This window comes from Lachnoanaerobaculum sp. (genome assembly GCF_057250505.1).
Window position 1 is genome coordinate 17,853 of the sequence record NZ_DBHIEQ010000020.1, and the last position, 22,430, is coordinate 40,282.

The 22,430-nt window shown below is 37.1% G+C and carries 18 protein-coding genes; 2 read left to right on the plus strand and 16 right to left on the minus strand.

Features of this window, described 5'->3' with window-relative positions:
- Positions 1-279 precede the first annotated feature (279 nt).
- From nifJ to ACO6FI_RS09235, 14 genes are all read right to left on the minus strand, one after another.
- Positions 280-3,807 (minus strand): pyruvate:ferredoxin (flavodoxin) oxidoreductase, encoded by a 3,528-nt coding sequence (gene nifJ / locus ACO6FI_RS09170; RefSeq protein ID WP_485457070.1) that lies wholly within the window; start codon positions 3,805-3,807, stop codon positions 280-282.
- Between the two features lie 160 nt (positions 3,808-3,967).
- Positions 3,968-4,939, minus strand: a complete 972-nt coding sequence (asrC, locus tag ACO6FI_RS09175; RefSeq protein ID WP_448947782.1) for a sulfite reductase subunit C — start codon at positions 4,937-4,939, stop codon at positions 3,968-3,970.
- A gap of 11 nt (positions 4,940-4,950) precedes the next feature.
- The gene (gene asrB / locus ACO6FI_RS09180; protein ID WP_485457071.1) at positions 4,951-5,742 is read right to left on the minus strand and encodes an anaerobic sulfite reductase subunit AsrB; all 792 of its coding nucleotides are present in this window, start codon (positions 5,740-5,742) and stop codon (positions 4,951-4,953) included.
- Entirely contained in the window at positions 5,732-6,766 is a 1,035-nt protein-coding gene (asrA, locus tag ACO6FI_RS09185) for an anaerobic sulfite reductase subunit AsrA (protein ID WP_485457072.1), read from the minus strand. The genes asrB and asrA overlap by 11 nt, the downstream gene beginning before the upstream one ends.
- A gap of 250 nt (positions 6,767-7,016) precedes the next feature.
- Positions 7,017-7,310 carry a Dabb family protein gene (locus ACO6FI_RS09190; RefSeq protein ID WP_124951888.1) on the minus strand — a complete coding sequence of 98 codons (294 nt, stop codon included), beginning with the start codon at positions 7,308-7,310 and terminating at the stop codon, positions 7,017-7,019.
- 36 nt (positions 7,311-7,346) lie between these two features.
- Entirely contained in the window at positions 7,347-9,191 is a 1,845-nt protein-coding gene (gene uvrC, locus ACO6FI_RS09195) for an excinuclease ABC subunit UvrC (protein ID WP_485457073.1), read from the minus strand.
- Positions 9,192-9,767: a DUF1653 domain-containing protein gene (locus tag ACO6FI_RS09200; RefSeq protein WP_485457074.1), complete on the minus strand. Its 576-nt coding sequence runs from the start codon at positions 9,765-9,767 to the stop codon at positions 9,192-9,194.
- Between the two features lie 25 nt (positions 9,768-9,792).
- The gene (locus tag ACO6FI_RS09205) at positions 9,793-10,398 is read right to left on the minus strand and encodes an SMI1/KNR4 family protein (protein ID WP_485457075.1); all 606 of its coding nucleotides are present in this window, start codon (positions 10,396-10,398) and stop codon (positions 9,793-9,795) included.
- 187 nt (positions 10,399-10,585) lie between these two features.
- Positions 10,586-11,512 carry an Rpn family recombination-promoting nuclease/putative transposase gene (locus tag ACO6FI_RS09210; protein WP_485457076.1) on the minus strand — a complete coding sequence of 309 codons (927 nt, stop codon included), beginning with the start codon at positions 11,510-11,512 and terminating at the stop codon, positions 10,586-10,588.
- 266 nt (positions 11,513-11,778) lie between these two features.
- The gene (locus ACO6FI_RS09215) at positions 11,779-13,191 is read right to left on the minus strand and encodes a glycoside hydrolase family 32 protein (protein WP_485457077.1); all 1,413 of its coding nucleotides are present in this window, start codon (positions 13,189-13,191) and stop codon (positions 11,779-11,781) included.
- The gene (locus tag ACO6FI_RS09220; protein WP_485457078.1) at positions 13,188-14,015 is read right to left on the minus strand and encodes a carbohydrate ABC transporter permease; all 828 of its coding nucleotides are present in this window, start codon (positions 14,013-14,015) and stop codon (positions 13,188-13,190) included. The genes ACO6FI_RS09215 and ACO6FI_RS09220 overlap by 4 nt, the downstream gene beginning before the upstream one ends.
- An 8-nt stretch (positions 14,016-14,023) precedes the next feature.
- On the minus strand, positions 14,024-14,893 hold the full coding sequence (locus ACO6FI_RS09225; protein WP_485457079.1) for a carbohydrate ABC transporter permease: 870 nt from the start codon (positions 14,891-14,893) through the stop codon (positions 14,024-14,026).
- 59 nt (positions 14,894-14,952) lie between these two features.
- Positions 14,953-16,254 carry an ABC transporter substrate-binding protein gene (locus tag ACO6FI_RS09230; protein ID WP_485457080.1) on the minus strand — a complete coding sequence of 434 codons (1,302 nt, stop codon included), beginning with the start codon at positions 16,252-16,254 and terminating at the stop codon, positions 14,953-14,955.
- Complete coding sequence (locus ACO6FI_RS09235) at positions 16,247-17,713, minus strand: GH32 C-terminal domain-containing protein (protein WP_485457081.1); 1,467 nt, start codon at positions 17,711-17,713, stop codon at positions 16,247-16,249. Before ACO6FI_RS09235 ends, ACO6FI_RS09230 begins: the two co-directional genes overlap by 8 nt.
- Before the next feature lie 207 nt (positions 17,714-17,920).
- Here ACO6FI_RS09235 and ACO6FI_RS09240 point away from each other — a divergent pair, with 207 nt between their 5' ends.
- The gene (locus ACO6FI_RS09240) at positions 17,921-18,940 is read left to right on the plus strand and encodes a LacI family DNA-binding transcriptional regulator (protein ID WP_485457082.1); all 1,020 of its coding nucleotides are present in this window, start codon (positions 17,921-17,923) and stop codon (positions 18,938-18,940) included.
- A 30-nt stretch (positions 18,941-18,970) separates the two neighbouring features.
- On the opposite strand, the gene ACO6FI_RS09245 is transcribed toward ACO6FI_RS09240, so the two are convergent.
- A complete protein-coding gene (locus tag ACO6FI_RS09245) occupies positions 18,971-19,690 on the minus strand; it encodes a DUF6882 domain-containing protein (RefSeq protein WP_485457083.1) in 720 nt (239 codons plus the stop codon).
- Between the two features lie 131 nt (positions 19,691-19,821).
- The gene (locus tag ACO6FI_RS09250) at positions 19,822-20,778 is read right to left on the minus strand and encodes a DUF4300 family protein (RefSeq protein ID WP_485457084.1); all 957 of its coding nucleotides are present in this window, start codon (positions 20,776-20,778) and stop codon (positions 19,822-19,824) included.
- A 212-nt stretch (positions 20,779-20,990) separates the two neighbouring features.
- Here ACO6FI_RS09250 and ACO6FI_RS09255 point away from each other — a divergent pair.
- A partial coding sequence (locus tag ACO6FI_RS09255) for a DUF1846 domain-containing protein (protein ID WP_485457085.1) occupies positions 20,991-22,430 on the plus strand: 1,440 nt, incomplete at its 3' end.

The window sequence follows — 22,430 nt, forward strand, 5'->3', positions numbered from 1 at the left end:
CTATAAGTCCGTGTCTGTTTGCAAAATTTGTCTTTATACATAATTTGGTCTCGCCGTCGCTTGCCACCCATATTTCATTATCTTTATACATATTGTCTCCCAGTCTAACTTTATACTTCTATTTTATCCCAAGTTCACAATTATAACAAGTAAATAAAACATTTTAAAACAAAAAGAGCCGGTACTAAAAGCACCGACTCCCTTTGACCGCCTAAGCGGCTTCCGTTTGTACACTTAACAGATCTTATCTGTTACTTTATATAAAAATCTTAATTTATCTTATTTTGAATAAAGAGTTACAAGCTTCTCAAGGTACGTAAATCTTTCCTTAGCATCTTCCTCATTCTTCTCGAAGAGTTTAGCTGCTCTCTCAGGATCCTTGAGTGCAAGAGATGCGTAACGAACCTCACCCTTAAGGAACTCTTGGTAGTCACCTGTAGGTGTCTTTGAATCAAGAGTGAACTTGTTCTCTGCAGCAGGATTGAATCTGAAGTTGTTCCAGTAACCTGACTCAACTGCCAGCTTCTCCTCTGTCATAGCCTTGCTCATACCCTTCTTGATACCGTGGTTGATACATGGAGCATAAGCGATGATAAGTGAAGGACCAGGATAAGCCTCTGCCTCAGCCAATGCCTTAACAGTCTGGTTGTAATCAGCACCCATAGCTATCTGTGCTACATATACATAACCGTAACTCATTGCAATACTTGCAAGATCCTTCTTCTTTGTATCCTTACCGCCGGCAGCGAACTGTGCTACAGCACCTGTCTTTGTTGCCTTTGAACTCTGTCCACCTGTATTTGAGTAAACCTCTGTATCGAATACCATGATGTTTACATCCTTACCGCTGGCAATTACATGGTCAAGACCTCCGAAACCGATATCGTAAGCCCAACCGTCACCACCGAAGATCCACTGACTCTTCTTTGATAAGAATTCCTTGTTGTCTAAGATTTCCTTAGCTTCAGCTGTATTTAACTTCTCAAGTTCAGCTACAAGATTATCTGTTGCTGTACCGTTTAATGCACCTACAGTGAATGTATCAAGGTATTCCTTAGCTGCTGCCTTAAGTTCTTCTGAACCGTTCTCGGCAATTGCCTCTACCTTTGTCTTAAGACCGTTTCTAAGTGCCTCATTAGCAAGGAACATACCGTAACCGAACTCAGCATTATCCTCAAATAATGAGTTTGACCAAGCAGGACCCTGTCCCTTAGCGTTTACTGTGTAAGGTGTTGAAGGTGAAGAGTTACCCCATATTGATGAACAACCTGTAGCATTTGAAATGTACATTCTCTCACCGAAGAGCTGTGTGATAAGTCTCGCATAAGGTGTCTCACCACAACCTGCACAAGCTCCTGAGAACTCAAGTAAAGGCTTCTTGTACTGTGAACCCTTAACTGTTGTCTCTTTAAACTTAGCAATAACCTCAGGCTTCTCAGGTGTAGCTGTTGCATAGTCAAACCACTTCTGACGCTCAACATTCTCAGGCATACTCTGCATTGTAAGAGCCTTCTCACCCTTCTTACCCGGACATACATTAGCACAAGAACCGCAACCTGTACAGTCAAGTGCCGATACTGCTACAGTGAACTTGTAGTTCGGCATACCTGTCATAGGAAGTACGCTCATACCCTCAGGTGCATTATTTGTCTCATCCTCTGTAAGAGCAACTGTTCTGATAACTGCATGAGGACATACATATGAACAGAAACCGCACTGAATACAGTTATCACTGTTCCAGATAGGCATATTTACAGCAATACCACGCTTCTCATATGCTGATGTACCTACAGGTGTTGTACCGTCAACATAATCTTTAAATGCAGATACAGGAAGGTTGTTACCCTCTTGTGCACTTACAGCTGTCTGGATATTGTTTGCAAACTTAATTGCATCCTCTCTACCCTCTGTATGTACAGGATAATCAAGTCCCTCATCCTTAGCATCAGCCCAGCTTGCAGGAACTTCAACCTTATGAACATTCTTAGCACCTTCTTCGATAGCTGCCCAGTTCTTCTTAACTACATCCTCACCTTTTCTTCCGTAAGTCTTCTCAGCTGCCTTCTTCATGAGGTCAATTGCCTGCTCCTCAGGAATGATAGCTGAAAGCTTAAAGAATGCAGACTGAAGAATTGTGTTGATTCTTGTAGGTCCCATACCTGTAGCAATACCGATCTTTACACCATCGATTGTATAGAAGTTGATCTTGTGATCATGGATATACTTCTTAACTTGTCCCGGGATATGCTCCTCAAGCTCAGCATCAGACCATGTACAGTTAAGAAGGAATGTACCTCCGTCAACAAGCTCCTGTACCATGTTGTACTTTCTGATATATGCAGGATTGTGACATGCTACAAAGTTAGCCTTATGGATAAGATATGTTGACTTGATAGGCTTCTTACCGAAACGCAAGTGGCTCATTGTAACACCGCCCGACTTCTTTGAGTCATAGTCAAAATATGCCTGTGCATACATATCTGTGTTGTCACCGATAATCTTGATAGAGTTCTTGTTTGCACCTACAGTACCGTCGGCACCGAGACCCCAGAACTTACAGTTCGTAGTTCCCTCAGGTGTTGTAACAAGTGCAGGACCCTGCTCAAGTGAAAGATGTGTAACATCATCGTTGATACCGATTGTGAATCTCTTCTTCTCTGTGTTATGGAATGTTGCAACTATCTGAGCAGGTGTTGTATCCTTTGATCCAAGGCCGTAACGACCGCTGAATACAGGAACAGCATCAAACTTTGTTCCCTTAAGTGCTGCAACAACATCAAGCCAAAGCGGCTCACCAAGTGATCCCGGCTCCTTTGTTCTGTCAAGAACCTGAATTCTCTTAACGCTGTCAGGAATAGCATCAACAAGTGCCTGTGCATTGAAAGGTCTGTAAAGTCTTACCTTAACAACTCCGACTTTCTCACCCTGCTTAAGAAGGTAATCAATTGTCTCTTCTATTGTATCGTTAACTGAACCCATAGCGATGATGATTGTCTCTGCATCAGCAGCGCCATAGTAGTTAAATAATTTATAATCTGTACCGATCTTAGCATTAACCTTATCCATATAGTCCTGAACAATTGCAGGTAATGCATCATAATAAGGATTGCTTGCTTCTCTTACCTGGAAGAAGATATCAGGGTTCTGTGCCGATCCTCTCTCTACAGGATGATTCGGATTAAGTGCATTCTTTCTGAAAGCATTGATTGCATCCATATCAGCCATATCCTTAAGATCTGCGTAATCCCAAGTTTCAATTTTCTGAATCTCGTGTGATGTTCTGAAACCGTCAAAGAAGTTGATAAACGGAACTTTTCCCTTTATTGCTGAAAGATGAGCAACAGGTGTTAAGTCCATAACTTCCTGAACTGATGATGAACAAAGCATTGCGGCACCTGTCTGACGACAAGCGTAAACATCTGAATGATCTCCAAAGATACTAAGTGCATGCGTTGCAATAGCACGAGCGGAAACATTGATAACTCCCGGGAGCTGCTCTCCTGCCATCTTATAGATATTTGGGATCATAAGAAGAAGGCCCTGTGAAGCTGTATATGTTGTTGTCAAAGCTCCAGCTGAAAGAGAACCATGAACTGCACCTGCAGCACCTGCCTCTGATTGCATTTCTGTTACTTGAACAGTGTGGCCGAAAATATTCTTTCTACCGTCTGTTGCCCACTCGTCGGTGTGCTCCGCCATGACAGATGATGGTGTTATCGGATAAATTGCAGCAACATCAGTATAAGCATATGATGCATGAGCGGCTGCCTGATTACCATCCATGGTCTTCATTTGTCTCTTAGCCATTTTATTCCTCCTACTAAGTAATTGTTTATAATAAATAATATATAATTATTTCTTCGTTTCTCATTATACCAATTTAAAAAATAAATGCAAACGATAAACGTTGTATTTTGTGTACTATTCTGCATACAATGAGGTTTGTTTTTGTTTTTAAACAAAAATTCTATTCGTGGTCGTAATGTTTTCCGCCCCAGTACATAGTTTTTGCAACTTCCGCCTTAGGTCCTAAAGTTACACCTTCCATAATCCACTTATAGAACTCTTCAAAACCTGTTCTGTCAACGATGTATCCGACATGTTCCTTACCGTCAGGAGCGTTTGTGTCGATATATCTCTCAACATAGGCATAAGCGTTCTTTACAATCTTTAAAATACTGTCCTCATCAACCCATTTGATAAAGTCCTCTGCAAGTCTCGGATTCTTCTTTCCTGTTCTTCCAAGTAAAACAAGTCTGTAGTATTTTTCCTTACTTCTTGTCCATGCTCTGGTAGGACATACAGTAATACATACACCGCATCCTATACATTTTTCGGTATTTCTTTCAATCTTTCCGTTAACGACTCTCAGCGCCTCTACGCTCTTTTGCTTACATCCCTTTACACACGCCTCACAAGTTACACATCTGTCAGGATCATACTGCGGCTCAGTCATTCCCATAATACCGAAGTCATTCATACGAACCTTGGCACAATCGTTTGAACAACCTGTAAAAGCTACTTTAAAATGTAGGTTATTAGGGAAAATCTGCTTCTCCATTTTTCTTGCAAACTCTGTAGTGTCATAGTTACCGTAAGGACAAAGTCTCTTTCCCGGACAGGCAACCACATTTCTGGTTCCCGATGCGGCATAACCTGTATCTCTCTTTTCCTGATTTGTACCCTCATGGTCGATAATCAGCTGAATTTCCTTGTTTACGGCATCCATATCTGTAATCTTAATGCCCGGAATCTCAACACCTTGACGATTTGTTATAAATATACTTCCGTTTCCGTACTTATCGGCAATCTCAGATATCCTTTTCATACTTTCGGCATCTATGTAACCGCCCGGCATTCTTATTCTTGATGCTGTCTCACCACGCACTTTAGATACACGAAAGGCGTTTTTCTTTAGTTTTTTTACATTTATATCCATTATTCACCTCTCTAATCAATCAAAGCCTTACTGTCAACATAGTTAAATACCGGTCCGTCAAGACATATATAAGTATCATTTACCTTACAATGTCCGCATTTTCCGATACCGCAGCACATCTTTCTCTCATAAGAAACCCAGATGTTCTCCTCTTTAAATCCAAGCTTTAAAAGTTCTATTACCGAAAACTTCATCATTGGAGGCGGTCCTACCACTACAGCCTGTGCAGTTTCAATATTCTTCAGCTTAAGTTCAGGAATAAACTTGGTTACAAGTCCGACATTTCCGGTATAGCCTTCCGCCTCTTTATCCATTGTCAAAATAAGGTCAATTTTATTTTCCCAGTCTGCAATATCATCTTTAAAGAGCATATCCGAAGGGCTTCTAAATCCCAGTATTACATGCTTATCTTTAGAGTCCTTACTTGCAACAAGAGCGTTTATAACACCGCGAACAGGAGAAACACCTGTACCTCCTGCTACCACAACACACTCACCGTACGTATATTTATCTACATCAAATCCGTTACCGTAAGGTCCGCGAAGGAATAATGTATCTCCGACATAATTTTCAAAAACCTCGTCTGTAACCCTACCCACTTTACGTATAGTCAAATCAACACTGTTTTTTGTAATTCCGCTTACGGAAATAGGAGCCTCACCGAACTTAGGTATCGAAACCTCAAAGAACTGTCCCGGTTTTACATCACCGTGAAATTCCATTCTGAATGTGTATTCTTTCTTTGTATGTTTAATAACATCTAAAATTTTTGACGGAAATGGAATATAAGGATTAGTTCTCATTTTGCACCTCCTCTACCTTAGCTGTTACTTTGTTAATAATATTTGAGAATGAAATATACTCAGGGCACACAGTATCACATCTTCCGCAACCTACACACATATTGTAGCCGAAACGCTTTCTAAAGTCGTAGATCTTATGCATAGTCTTAAATCTCATACGGTCTCCGTGTTTCTTTCTGTATTCTCCGCCGCCTGCCACATTGGTATATCCGTCTACCATACATGAAGCATTGACTCTTCTTCTCTCACCGACTTTACCGTTATCCGTATAATATACATCCTGCATTGTATAACAGGTACAGGTAGGACATACATAATTACATCTTCCGCAGCCTATGCATCTGGCGGTATATTCATCCCACATATCGGATGTAAATATCGAAAGAGGTACCTCTCCCGGCAACTTAACTCTTGTCTCATTCTCTGTTACAAACATCGGTGTAACATCTTCTTCTTTAAGTGCATTGTTTTCAAATATTGAACTGAGAGTCTCATCCTTAAGCTGACATCTGAACTTGTTGTCAATATAGTCAACCGAAAAACTGAAATCAAGGTCATCAGCTCTGTTTGTACCCATATCCACACAGAAACAGTCCTCATACGAATGAGCACATCCCATAAGTACAAACTTCACCTTATCTCTGATACGAGCATAGAAATAGTCTTCTTCTCTACCGTTTTTAAGATAGATTTGATCAAGTCTTTTTAATGCATTCAAATCGCAGCTTCTTAAGAATACCAATACCTCTCTCTCGTCTACTTTTGCTTCCTTCACATCATTTTCCGTAAAGAAAAATAATGTCTGTGAAAGCGGAGTTAAAATCTCCTTAAATGAATAATCGGACTTCTTCTCAAGCTCAATGTCCGCCACTTCATTTACAAAATCATATCGAACAACATCAGTATCTGTAAATCTGCCTTCCTTTTCTTTGAGCACAGGTGCATATATACGATACTTTTTTGATAATTCTTCAATTACACTATTGAATCCACCGGGTAAAAATATAAAACCCTTTTTCCCCATACTTTCTCCTTCATTACTAAGCTAATCCGCCAATGATATACTTTTCAATTTTAGTAAAGAATCATTATGGCAAACAACACTACTACCAACATTGATAATTCCTTATCACTGTATACAAAAGACATTATAACATGATTTTTTTAAATAGCAAATGTGAGAGGGCCTATAAATACAGGGATTGTTGCATATTTTTAAATACAAAAAAACTTATATACATAAATTTATGCATATAAGTCTCTTTAAATCTTATTTATACCATATAGTCAATGGCTACTCTTGAGTTTGTATTCGGTTTTATCAAAGTATCCGCAATTTCTACATGCTCTCTTGAGGTTGCATATTTTTGTAAAGCCGCCTTATCCAATACATCCATTGAAAGTATCATATCATGTGTACTTGTAGGAAGTGTATTATATACAACGTCGGCTCTTACCACTTCATCCATTTTTTCACACAGTGCCAGTAAGCTTGTCTTTATTTCCTCGCCTACTCTTGGGATATTTATCCCCTCATTAAACTTCCACATTACGATATGTCTTAACATAAAAATCTCCTTTTTATTTTTAATGTCAACCTATAGTCAGACATTTTGTTTAGCTTTTATAAAAAATTCATTTACCGCAACAGCCGCCTTTTTATTCATCCCTTCCACACTCATAAGCTCCTCCACAGTGGCATTCTTGATATTTTCAATATCCTTAAAATGCTTCATCAGAGCCCTTCTTCGTACACTGCCTATTCCTTCTATATCATCAAGTATAGACCTCACCTGCGTCTTTGACCTTAAACTTCTGTGGTATTCTATTGCAAATCTGTGCGCCTCATCCTGTATTCTTGTGATAAGTAAAAAACCCTGTGAGTGTGTATCTATAGGTATTTCTACATTATTATAATACAACCCTCTTGTTCTGTGGTTGTCATCTTTTACCATTCCGCAAACGGGAATATTAAGTTTAAACTCTTCTAAAACCTGTAGACAGATATTTACCTGACCTCTGCCGCCGTCCATCAAAATGATATCAGGCAACTTATTGAATCCTGTACTTGACTCATCGGTTCCATGCTCAAATCTTCTGGTTAAAACTTCCTTCATTGACGCGTAGTCATTAGGTCCAATAACCGTCTTTATTTTAAACTTTCTGTAATCGCTTTTTTTCGGCATTCCGTTCTCATATACTACCATAGAACCTACAGATTGAACACCTGAAATATTGGAAATATCATAGGCTTCCATTCTGTTTAAATTTTTTAATGATAAAAGTTCTTCAATTTCTTTTACCGCTCCTGTACTTCTTGCTTCCTGTCTTTGAAGCTTTTCTCTGTCTTTAGTCAGTACAATCTCGGCATTCTTCACTGCAAGTTCTACAAGTTTTTCCTTTGAGCCCTTCTTAGGTACAATGATATTAACCTTTGAACCCCTTTTAGACGAAAGCCATTCCGAGATAAGTTCAATGTCTTTTAAATCATACTGTGACACTATCTGACTTGGTACAAAGGGTGTTCCCGCATAGAATTGTTTTATAAAGCTCTCCAATATATCAGCTTTTTCATCATCCATTGCCACCTGTACATAATGATGTTCTCTGCCTACCATCTTACCTTCACGGATAAAGAAAACCTGTACTACAGCATCCCTGTCATCCTTCGCCATGGCAATAATGTCTCTATCCTTGGCATCGTCAGATGTTATTTTTTGCTTCTGTGTGACATGAAGCACCGAATTCAACAAATCCCTTTGTTTTGCAGCCTCTTCAAATTTAAGTTCATATGAAAGTCTTTCCATCTCACTTCTTATCTTATTTACAATAGGGTCAAAATCTCCGCTTAGAAAATGCAGTGCCTCGGAGACATTCTTGTTGTACTCCTCTTTTGAGATATAGTTTTGGCACGGTGCATCACATTGATGTATAAAATAGTCAAGACATGGGCGCTGTGCACCTATATCCCTTGGTAAATTTCTGTTGCAGGTTCGTAACTTATATACTTTATTCAAAAGATTTATAGTATCCCTTACCGCATTACCGCTTGAAAAAGGACCGAAATATTTATTTTTATCTTTTTTAATCTGTCTTACCATCAAGAGCCTCGGATAATCTTCCTTAACGGTAAGTTTGATATATGGATAGGTCTTATCGTCCCTAAGCATTGTATTATATCTCGGTCTGTTCTCTTTTATGAGATTATTTTCAAGTACTAATGCTTCCAACTCGGAGTCTGTAACTATATATTCAAATCTCTCAATCTTTGAGACCATTTGCTTTATCTTTGCACTTTTATCCTTGCTTGATTGAAAGTACTGTCTGACTCTGTTTCTTAATGAAATGGCCTTGCCTACATATATAATATCATCTTTTTTATCGTGCATAATATATACGCCCGGCTGACGCGGCAATTTCTTTAACTCATCTTCTATTACAAATGCCATTTACTTCCTTAGTCTCTTCCCCTCGTATTGCTGTTGCATATCAAAATACCCTATAAGGTCGGCTATATCCAAATCTCTGTCTATTTTTCTGCGCTTAAGCCCGTATATCTCATAAATTGTATCCAGCTCTCTCTCACTTATAAGTTCTCTGTTTGCTATAAGTATTTCCTTTTTCGTACTTAAATCATCCTCCTCCAAAAATTCTATAAAATATCTCTTTCCGAAGTCGGCATCCTTATCTGTCTTTAAAATATTGTCATTTGATACACTGTCTTCTTTCAGTTTCTTATCCTGTTCAATTACCTCAGAATCTGATGATTTATCCGACTTTGATTCTTTTGACATATCTTCTATTCTCTCAAAGCGATATTTCTGTTTCACATCAGGATACTTTTCCTTATCCACCTCACTCATAAACATATCAAGCGGTCTGGCATACACTCCATACTCACCGTAAAGTGCCTGATATATTACCAGCTTTTCCCTCGTTTCGGAATGTGTGGCCACTGCAACTATCTGATACAATTTATTCTTAAAATGCCTGTAAAACTCTCCGGGCTTCGGTTCTTCTCTCATATTACTCCTCTTTTATATCCCATGTTTAATCCTGCTTATCAAACATATCCTTAAGCAGAGTCAGTTCATCATCTATAAGCTTTTTCACACTTTCCGCCGCATACACCACTTCATCCGGATCATGTATATAGCAAATCACCTGTCCCAACTTACCGTCCTTATCAGGATTAAAGTCAAGCATCAGATAACAACATTCACAGTATGATGCAAACGGAAACCACAATTTATTGAAAATATAAGGTTTTATTCTTGAATCTTTTTTTGATTCAAGTTCTTTTCCGGCAAGATAATTACTAAGTAAATCATCTACATTTTGAAAAAAGCCTTTGATTCTTTTCATCTCTTCAATGCTCATCAATGTAAACGACATATCTCTGCCGTCAACATCCGACTGAATAAGTTCAAAATATCCGCTTCCGTTTTTGTATCTGTACAGTTCTTTAAAGTCATTCGGAAGCTTTATATTAAATTCTTTTTCAAAATTGTAAAACTCATCCTCATTTGCTCCACTTATCTTCTCATACTCGTAAAAGTACCCTTCTTCCACCGGATCATCCATATCCAGTTCATCGAAATTCTCACAAATATACTTCTCTATATCTTTTACTTTTTCTTTTATCGCTTTCTCCATCTTTTACCTACTTTTATAATGATACGCATACTTAAAAAATGCTATACAGGCACATTATAGCACATTTGAGTGACTTTTCATCTTGTCATTTTCGTTTTTTATTTATATACACAAAAAAATATAGCTGTAGCTCATATATAAAAAATATTAGAGACAGCTATACTTTAAAATATAATTTTTCTGATGGTTACAGTGCCGAAATCTTGTCCTTTGATAATCCTGTAAGTTCCATAATCAATCCTGTATCAAAGCCCTTTTCCTTCATAGCCTGCGCTATATTTTTCTTTTCACTCTCGGCTCCCTCTTGTCGTCCTTCTTTCAGTCCCATTTGCATTCCTTCTTCAAGTCCCTTTTGCATTCCCTGTTGTATTCCGTTGTCTATAGCTTCCTGCCATCCCTTATTCAGCATAATATCAATAACTTCACACATATACTTTGCCTCCTTTTCATGTACTTCTTCTATCACTTCCTCAAACCTGTTGTCACTTGTCATTGCAGACATCAGATTCAATACTTCGTCTATATGTTCTATCTTATACATCTCAGGTTCATATTTATTATTTTTCCGAACCTGATACAGATAGTCAACCACCACCCTGAAATCACTTTTAAACAGCTTTCTCTTTTCCTCAGTCAGATAAGCTATCTCAAAAAGATTAATTTTATAGTCGTTTATATATGGCTTTAATCTCTCATCCACATCCACTATACCCATTATATTTTTCGGATAATTCCACCTGTCCTTATGTCCCATGTACAATACCAATGTGATAACCGGATATTTCGGCTTGTCTTTGTTTTTTCTGCTTGATTGCCTGCCATACTCCGCACCGTCGTAGCTTATAACTCTTAGCGGCATAAGCTTGTCAGGGTCTGTCTGATTCTCAATCCCGAACATGGCAATATTTATCTTATTTCCCCGCCAATACTTTGCTACATCTCTGTCTTGATAATTGATTTTTCCGCCTATCTTTTTTGAACTGCTTGTAGGCAAATCAATCAAATCATCCTCTCTTACCACCATCTCACCATTAAACAGCAATACATTCACTATGTCCATAAAAACATCATTGTACTGCTCAAGCATCTTTTGTGTTATGTCTTTCTCCGCCATACTCCCTCCTTAAAAAAATGTTAAAGAAACTGATTAGAATAAAATAATTATGCGCTTAACTATATTTAGAATAACACCACGTACTATAAATCATTGACTTGGAATCATTGACTTGGTCTGTTTGAGTTAATTATATCAATTTATGAATACGTTTACAAGACAAAACTAAAGGTGGGCTAAAAATAAAAAGAAACAAACTATAAGCATTTTTTGATATGCTGTATTAGCTTGTTTCTTTTTATGGTTTTAGTAATCTTGGCACCATATTATTCTTCAATATTTATCTCTCTATATCGTACAACTGCATCTTTTACCTTAACAGAAATACCAACTTTATTCTGTACCGGATATATCATTGACGTAAAATCATATTTACCATCCAAAAGGTATACCTCAAGAACATTTCCATCTTTTAAAACAGTGAATTTTATATCCAATTCATCTTGTATATCAGCCTTGTAGATTCTTGGACCGTTCTTTATATAGCTGTCTGCTTCAGTATAATCTGTAATAATATTTCCAAATAAAAAATCCAATGTAATCAGAATTCTATGTCCTTCCATATCAAATATTGAAATATTTAAATCTGTACTGCTTCTGCTTCTTGAGATAACTCCATCTATATAAATATGCTCTTTTAACTCGTTAAATAAATTGGATTTCAATCTATCCGATACCTTTAGCTTATTCGGATAATCTGATTTATCCTTTATATCGTTACCGTTATTATATGGCGATAACTTCAGTCTTCCATTCTCAATATACACAAGCCTTGGATATGACATAATTCCTCTATAGCCATCTTCAGAAGACGGTCCATGGTCCTTTATCCAAGGCATCCATTCCCATCCGCCAATCCAAGCTATAGAAATATAACGATTATATTTGTCCTTGTATACTTGTGATGCATAATAATGAGGTCCAAAATCCAATGTATCGGTATATTCATGACAAAATATACAGTTTGTAAAATTTATATCTCCTACCATATATATTGTAGGTAAAAAATCTGTGCGATTCATAGGCGAAGCGGTGATAACCCATTTTCCATTTAATTCAAAGATATCAGGGCATTCAAACATTGTCCCTTCTCCATCTTTAGCTTCATACAGTATTCCACCGTATTTCCAGTTATACAAGTCATCAGAATGAAATAAATATATTCTTCCATGACTGTCACGATCCAAAGCACTTCCGTCAGAACCGCCAACAACCATTTGCCACTCACCGTCATGATGTATAACTTTAGGGTCCCTAAAATCAATACCTATAGATTCTATAATAGGATTTTTATCGTATTTTATAAAATTATAGCCGTCAAAAGAATATGCCATACATTGTCTTTGCGCAATTTCCCCATTCACCAATGTTACAGCCGTATAAAATGCATATATCTTATCTTCATACACTACCACAGAACCTGAAAAACATCCACCTTTAGAATAATCTTCATATATTCTGTCAGGAACCAAAACAGGCTTGCACTCTTCCCAATGTATCAAATCATCGCTTACAGCATGACCCCAATGCATCTTATCCCAATTATTACTGTACGGATTACATTGAAAATAAAGATGATACTTACCACAAAACCAAACTAATCCGTTCGGATCATTTATCCAGCCTTTATTTAATGAAAAATGATATTTCGGTCGAAAGATAAATTCACAATCACTCATGATTTTACTGCCCCCAATGTCATGCCTGCAGTCATCTTTTTATTTAATCCGAAATATATAATTAAAGTAGGGAATATTGATGTTGCAATTGCCGCATATGTGGCTCCCCAGTCTTTTAAACCTCTTGGACCTATAAAGTCCGCTAATCCTATCGATATGGTTTTCAACTCAGTACTGTTTATAAATACAAGGCTGAATGTATAGTCATTCCATACAGTTATAAAATTCATTGCAAGCACTGTCATAATTGTATTCATTGACAACGGTATAATTACTTTGGCATATATACCATATATATTTGCTCCGTCAATAACCGCCGCCTCTATAATCTCATTAGGAATAAATGAATAAAAATTTACAAATAGCATTATCGACACAGGTAATTGAAAAGCAAGCAGCGGCAATATAACGCTTATCCTTGTATTTATAAGTCCAACTTTTGCAAACATAGTAAATAGCGGAATTAGCGTAACTGCATATGGAATTGTTAAACCTATAAGAAAATATCTATATATCTTTTTTCTTCCTGCAAACTTCATTTTTGCTATAGCAAATGATGCCATAGAACTTATTACAACTATAAATATTAAAGATATTACAGATATTATCGCACTGTTCTTTATATATGTCACAACATTACTCTGTGTAAATATTTTAATAAAATTTTCTAATGTAAGACTTTTGGGAATACTGAACGGATCTGTAAGCAGTTCTATATTCGGTCTAAACCCTGCCAAGATCAACCAGACAATGGGATAACCTTGGATTATTAAAAATAAAATCATAACAGCCCAATATACTGTCTTCTTCACATTTTTCTTCATCTATCTACCTACTCGCTTTCATTATCCATATATTTACTTATCAGCAATACACCGATAATACTAAGTATGACAATAACAACCGCTATTGCACTTCCATATCCATAGTCTCTACTTGTAAAAGCTTTTTTATACATATATGTTGCAAGTATTTCAGATCTATGATTCGGTCCACCCTTTGTCATATTCATTGGAGCTGCAAATCCTCTAAGTGCTCCTACCAAACTGAGTATACAAGATAGCATAATTACATTTGAAATTGCCGGTATTCTTATATTAAATAAAATCTGTAATTCACTTGCTCCGTCTATTCTTGCCGCCTCAAGTATATCAGGTGAAACCGATACAAGAGCGGAATAGAAAATAATCATGTAAATTCCGATATACTGCCATCCTTCCACAGATGCTACAGCCCATAATACAGTTTTGTATTCACTGAGAAATGCTATAGGCTTTAATCCTAACAGCTTTCTAAATATATTAAACAGACCCATCGGCTCATATGAATAAAATCCGGTAAATAATTGTGATATTGCAATAACCGTTATTACAGACGGAATATAATATACCGTTTGTATAAATCCTCTTCCCTTTTTCAAATATGTTAATAATACTGCAGTGGTAAACCCAAATCCCAACTGTAATACCATAACAATAATAATGTAAAGTATATTATTAACAAATGCCTGTTTAAAAACATTGTCACTGATAAGTTTTATGTAATTGTTTAATCCTATAAAAGTCTTTTTACCAATACCGTTCCAATCCAGTAAACTATAATAAATTGAAACTATTATAGGGGTCATAACGATAAGAGAATACACAATGAAAGCCGGCAATAAAAAAATAGCAATTGCTTTTTTATCTCTTAAAATTTTCATAAATCAATTCTCCAATAATTTAATATATGGGGCAAAGACTTGCCCCAATTAAAATACTTTTATTTATTTGCATCCAATGCTTCATCCACAGCCTTTACAAATTCATCAGGTGTTTCCTCACCCATACATAATCCCGGAAGATTATCATTAATCGTTGCTATAACATCCTCATTCAATACAACATCCCAAGGTCTTGCGGCTGTAGTTCCTATATTGTTTGTATCTTCCATTATTTTTAAGAAAAGCGGATCAAACTTACTGTTGTCACTCATTTCAACTTTTTGTGGTGCAAGATGTTCATGTGCAAAATATGCAGGACTATAATTTTTTACTATAAATGTTAAATAATCTTTATACTGTTCATCAAAAACTTTAGGATTTACAGATAATCCTATTCCGCCGAATGCCCAATAATCATTTGCACTTGTTTTTGCATCTTTTATTGTCGGCATATAAAAATAATCCACATTCAATCCTTTAGGTCTGTTTTTATCTGTAAAATAATTTAATTCCCATGTTCCTGTAGGATACATAGCACTTTTCCCGCTTAAGAACAGATTCAAACCTGTAGCCACATCTGTAGTGGAAAATCCCGGTTGGAAATATTTTCCGATATCAGACATAAACTCGGCCGCTTTCATTCCCGGTTCATCAGACATCTTTGCCTTCCCTGCGGAAAGGTCATTTAAGAAGTCATTACCTGTCATCCTGAACGGATATGTTGCAAGAAGACGAAGTAACGGCCAACCGTCTCCTCCACCTATTCCGAAAGCTGTATATCCTTTATCATTTAATGCCTTACAATCCTCCAAAAGTTCATCCAATGTCTTTGGAGCCTCAATTCCCGCATCTTTAAACATATCGACATTGTACCAAATCATCTCTGTAGAAAGCTCAAGCGGTAAAGTATATAATTTACCGTCAGCAGTCCTTCCGTAATTAAGTGCCAAAGGAATATAACTGTCCTTTTCACCTATCTCATCTAAAAATGCATCCATATCTGTCAGCATCCCTTTTTCTCCCAGCTCAGCGGCATATGGTGTTGCATCCAAGTCAAACATATCAGGCATCTGTCCTCCGGCAATCATAGTACGAAGCTTTTGGTCATATGATGTTCTGTCTGCATTACTGTCAATAACAAGCTTAATATTTCCGCCTTGCTCATTATATTTATCGGTAATTTCCTGTAATGTCACTATCGTATCATCTGACGCAGATCTTGATGAAAAATAATGAATTTCTCTTACTCCACCGTCTTTACCTTCCGCTTGCGATGAGCCTTGTGTACTTTGTGACTTTGTTCCACAACCAATCAATAACATGCTGACTATAAGCCCTATTACTCCTATTTTCCTATACATAATTTTCCCCTTTACAAATATGATACATACAAATATCCGATACTTTTATACTTCCGTCATTTACAAAAAAACCCCAAAAAGGCCTTTCATTATTGTAGGCTCTCATCGTCAAAGCCATAATGTCATTTACATAAAGACAAAGTATTGTATCATCCACAATAATTCTTACATCTACTTTATTAGTCTTTAAACCTCTATAATCAAAAGGTCTTTCAAGTTCAACCATAAACGGCTTATCGCCGTCTACATACCACTGATTCACTCCTTGTATACACCTTGGCCACATATCCGCAACAACCCTATTATAGAACGGCTCAAATCTTAAATAGTAACCATTTGAAAAACTGTTATCTTGTCTTAATCCTATACCAAATGACCTTGTATTACTGTCATACTCTATCTTAGCCTCTATCATACAAGTACTATTCATCTCACCAATTACATAAAACGCTTCTCCTTCATTATTTTGTATTTCTATCGGATTAATATCCACCGATTTCATTTCATTACCAAATACATTAAATATCCCGGACACCGGTTTTACACATAAATTTCCGTTTTCTTTTTGATTTATTTCATGTGCAATAAAATCACCACCCCACTCATATTGTCCGAAATCACTGTCACCACGTTTTGTCGGAACCCATGCAAAAGCTACCCTTTTTTCTCCTGCCTTTGCAGTCTTTGCAGCATAGAAAGCTCTTCCGTCAAATGTATCTTCTATCGGTGCGACCCATGGACCTTTCAAACTGTCCGCCATTCTGTAGTGAGTTACAAATTTTTCTGAAAATGTGGAATATATTAAATACCACTTATTCCCCATCTTAAATAAGTCAGGACATTCATGTGTCATATAAGACTTAGGATTATAAAACGGACTCATTGCTTTCCAATTAACCAAATCATAAGATCTACACAGTCCGACACATCCTCCGTTCTTTTCACTTGCTCCTTTTAACCTTGCCGCCAATAACATATCAAAACATTTTTCTTCTTCATTGAAAAAAACATACGGATCACGCCAATCAAAAGGCTCATATATAGACTCATCCGCACCGAAAGTAAGCTCCGGAAGCTTCTCCCAATGCATAAGATCTTCACTGACAGCATGAGCAACATATTGTAAAGGCCTACCGTCTCTATGATATTTAGGATTATAATTATTTTGTGCCGTATAAAACATATGAAACTTACCATCATTTCCTTCTATTACAGAGCCTGTATAGCAAGCATAATCAGCGTCTTCATATTCACCTACCGGCAGTACAATACCGCAATCTTTTATATTTACTCCATCCTCTGTAATCAAAAGGTTCCAACTGGTTCTGTAACCATACTCATCCTGTGTTTTTCCTTTTCGCTCATCATGAAGATAAAATATGTAAAATTTACCGTCATGTGCAAAAGGTATAGTGTCACCTACCCAACCATCCTTCGGTCTGTAGAAAATCTGCCCCATATTCAACCTCGTTCCATATTTTTTCTTTATTTATGCTCATATACTATACTATTCAAACAAAATATGATATTAGCAAATGCCCCAAAGTTTTTATAAATGATTATGCAAGTGTATGTTTTCTTGCATTTTCTATGCAAATATGCTATTGTTTTCATAGTTTTTCATCATTATGATTTGATTTTCATTTTATTTTCAAAAAGGGGGAATATGGTAAATATAAATGATGTTGCAAAGGCAGCCGGTGTTTCTATCTCAACTATCTCCAGGGTGATAAATCAGAGTAGTTCGGTGTCACCCGCCACCAGGAATAAAGTAATGAAGGTAATAGCGGAACTTGGATACTCTCCAACAACTTCTGAAAAAAAAGATAGAAAGAAATCAAATAAACTAATCGGAGTATTATTTCCTGATATATCAAATAATGTATTTGGAAGAATTTTACAAGGTATAAACAGTGTACTGACTCCTCTGGGATACAACACGGTAATATGTGAAACAAACGGTGAGTTGGATAAAGAAATACATTTTTTAGATGTATTAAAGAATAAACAGGTTGAGGGAATCATAATGGCTAATGTCCATATACCTGAGGAGCATCTTCTCTGGATACACAGAAATAACAAGCCTGTAGTATATGTTTGTCAAGATATCCCTGACTTTAGCTTGAAAATACCTATAAGTTCTGTAAACATGGACAATCAACAGGCAATTTGTGATATGGTTCATTTTCTTTATAATATGGGGCATAGAAATATAGCCTTTATAGGCGGACCGTTACATGACTTATCCGCCGGAAAGAAACGATATCAAGGCTATATGAAAGGCATCAGGGAGTGCTCACTGAATACATCTCAAGATCTGATCAGCTTTCAGGAATCTTTTACAATTGCCGACGGATATGAAGGTATGCATCAAATATACGAAAAATCATCCATACTTCCTACAGCTGTACTCTGTGCTTGTGACAATATAGCTGTAGGTGCTATAGACTTTATGTATGATAATAACATACAGGTACCTGAACATATATCCGTGACAGGTGTTGACGACAGCAATCTTGCAACTGCTATAAGACCGTCTCTTACCACTATAAGACACGCAACATTTGATACAGGTATAAAGGCGGCTCAAATATTGCTTGAATATTTTGCTTCGCCTTCATTTACCGGAAATGCATTCAAACTGCCTTATCAGCTCCTTCGAAGGCAAAGCGTAAAACACCTATAAAAACAGGACCTCTTTTAAGAGGTCCTGTTTTTATCGGGTTATTCCGTCAATATTCTTTATTCTCTTTTTGTCACCTATATTCTCAAATCTTATAAGTAACTGTTCTTTATTTTCGAAAGTCGCATAGATATTGTTGTCTTCCCGGTGGTAGTCGCAACCGTTCCATGCCAAAAATCCTTCAACCAATATCTTATGATCAAGCTCATACAGACTTATCGCCTTCATTATATTGCTGATAAATCCTGTAGAATTTACAGGTGCAAAGAACTTTTCAGGCAAATCATACAGTGCTACAAAGGCAACTCCGCCTGAATGTTTACATGGATAGTATCCGTAGTTCTTATCGCTTATGCCGCAGGCAATCATAGAAAGAATATATCCTGTGACACTCTGTGTAAGCGGCAAATTCGGAGCGGTTAAAGCATCAAAACCCACTTTCTCTCCGAAAGCTCTTGCCTCATCCACAAGCTCAAGCAGACTGTCATCAAAACCGTTTATATTCTCCCAGCCCCATAGCCAATCATTTGACTGTATAGACTCACTTCCGATAAATTGAATCGGATATGTGCTGTTGCCGATTTTTATTTTATGTGTGGCAAAGTCCACATTCCAGCCCTGTCCCTTTGCTACATACATCTCGATCATATCCTGTACACGAAGCATACCTCCAAATACAGCAGACACGACCTGTGTCCAGTCGGTGCGGTCCATTTCATAGTCTGTTTTTAATATATTTACTCTCTCAGCCATAAACACCTCTATAATAATATTTCAGTCAAAACACTTAATAACACCGAGTTTCCCAAGGCATATCAAGTAGCTGTATAACCAACCTCTGACCATAGTATTATTTAAACAAAATAACTTAATAAACGCAAGTATTATTTTAACACTCTATACTCTTTCATCACATGATTGTCTTCAAATATAATAGGTTTTGCGGTAAGTCCCTCCGCGTCATTGTCATAGTATCCCATCAAATAGTCATTGACATCCTGTAGATTGTCAAACTCCTCTACCTGATACGGTAGTTCAAATGCAAGTTTTTCAATAAACAGATATTTATCACCGTCATTTACCAAAACTCCTGTATGTCCTATAAACTCCTGAACCGCATTCTTACCATCATCCATAGTCATAAACACGGAAATCATATGCATCTTGTCATTGTCAAATGAAATCTGCTTATCATTCCATGACTTCACTATCTCATCGGCAAGTTCATTTGTATCATGTGTGTTGTTTACATCTATATATGAGAATATCGTATCAAACTTTTCTTTGTCTTCACCCTCAAATATCTTTTTTGCATCGATTGCGGCAAAATCATTGAATAACATAGTGGTATCTCCCGGAGTTTTATTTCCTACCTTAATAAAATCTCCCATCAAAGAATATGATGTTATCCTACAGTTTCTGCCTACAAAGCCTTGATTATTATTAAGCCATGCATCTATCAGTTTATCCTGATCAAATGTAGGGAATGCCGCCTCAATACTTGTCATCTCCTGTACCAAATTTTTACTTCCTACAGCATTGTTGTACTCGTCTACAGCCTCAAAAAACTTATCTATCTTATCCTCACTCAAACCTGCATTTGCCAGTGCCTTCTTTACTCTGTCTCTGGTTTCATTGTCCGCCAAGTTTGAATACTTAAGATGAATCTTTGCCTTACTTAGAGCTATGCTTGTTTCTGTAGTATCGGTATTGTCTACAGTTGTATTGTCTGTAGCCACAGTAGTACTTTCACCTGCCGTGTCCGCATTATTTGCCTTATTTGAACATGCTCCCAAAACAATTGCCAATCCGATTGCCATTACTAAAAGTTGCTTTTTCATATGCTAACCTGCTTTCTTTCTTAGTCGCCTTAGTATATCACTTTAGCCGTATTAAAAATATATATGTTTTTAGATTTATTCTTTAAAAATTAGATAAAAATTTATTACTTACAGTATAAGAAAATCTCTTTTCTCCCCTTTTATCTTGTATTAAAAAGTGATATAATGGGTCTTTGATTTTTATAGTTCAGTTTTACAAAGGAAGGCATATTATGAAGGTTGGTTTTGACAATCAAATGTATTTGAAGACACAGTCAGAGCATATCAAGGAAAGGATTGCAAGTTTCGGTGACAAACTCTACCTTGAGTTTGGCGGAAAGCTTTTTGATGATTACCACGCATCCAGAGTACTTCCGGGTTTTGAGCCTGACTCAAAGCTTAGAATGCTTCTTCAGCTGAAGGATCAAGCTGAAATTATTATTTCCATATCCGCAATTGATATAGAAAAGAATAAAATTCGTGAGGACCACGGTATCACCTATGATGTAGACGTTTTAAGGCTTATAGACGCGTTCCGCGGAAAAGGACTCTTTGTGGGAAGTGTTTGCATTACACAGTATTCAGGACAAAAGAGTGCGGATACATTTAAAGAAAGGCTTGAAAATCTCGGTATAAAAGTTTACAGGCTTTATTTGATAGACGGATATCCAAGCAATGTATCACATATAGTAAGTGAAGAAGGCTATGGTAAAAATGACTACATAATCACATCCAGACCGCTTGTAATAGTTACAGCTCCGGGTCCGGGTTCAGGAAAGATGGCAACCTGTCTTTCACAGCTTTACCATGAAAATAAAAGAGGAGTTAAAGCGGGATATGCAAAATTTGAGACCTTCCCAATATGGAATCTTCCGCTAAAACATCCTGTAAACCTTGCATATGAGGCTGCAACCGCCGACTTAAATGATGTGAACATGATTGACCCGTTCCACCTTGAAGCATATGGAAAAACCACAGTCAATTACAACAGAGATATTGAAGTTTTTCCTGTACTTATGGCTATCTTTGAGGGAATATTCGGTGAGTGCCCATACAAATCACCTACAGATATGGGAGTAAATATGGCGGGAAACTGTATTATAGACGATGAGGTATGCAGAGAAGCAAGCAAGCAGGAAATTATCAGAAGATACTATAATTCGCTTTGCAGATTTGCCAAGGGTGAGTGTAAAGCTGATGAAGTTTATAAGCTTGAACTTATCATGCAGCAGGCAAAGACAAGCCTTGACGACAGAAGAGTAGTATCCGCCGCTCTTTTAAAGGCTGAGACAACTCAACTTCCGGCAGCTGCAATGGAACTTGAAAACGGTGAACTTATTACAGGTAAGACATCGGAACTTCTCGGTGCAAGTGCCGCTCTTATCCTTAATGTACTTAAAGCTCTCAGTGGTGTGGACGATGAAATAAAGCTTATTTCACCTACCGTTATAGCACCTGTTCAAGAGTTGAAAACCACTTATCTTGGCGGATCCAACCCAAGACTTCATATAGATGAAGCACTTATTGCACTTTCCATATCCGCCGCAACGGATGAAAATGCAAGAAAAGCTCTGCATGCCATTCCAAAGTTAAAAGGACTTCAGATGCACTCAAGCGTGATGCTTTCCGACATTGATATGAAAACTATAAGTAAACTGGGTATAGGTCTTACC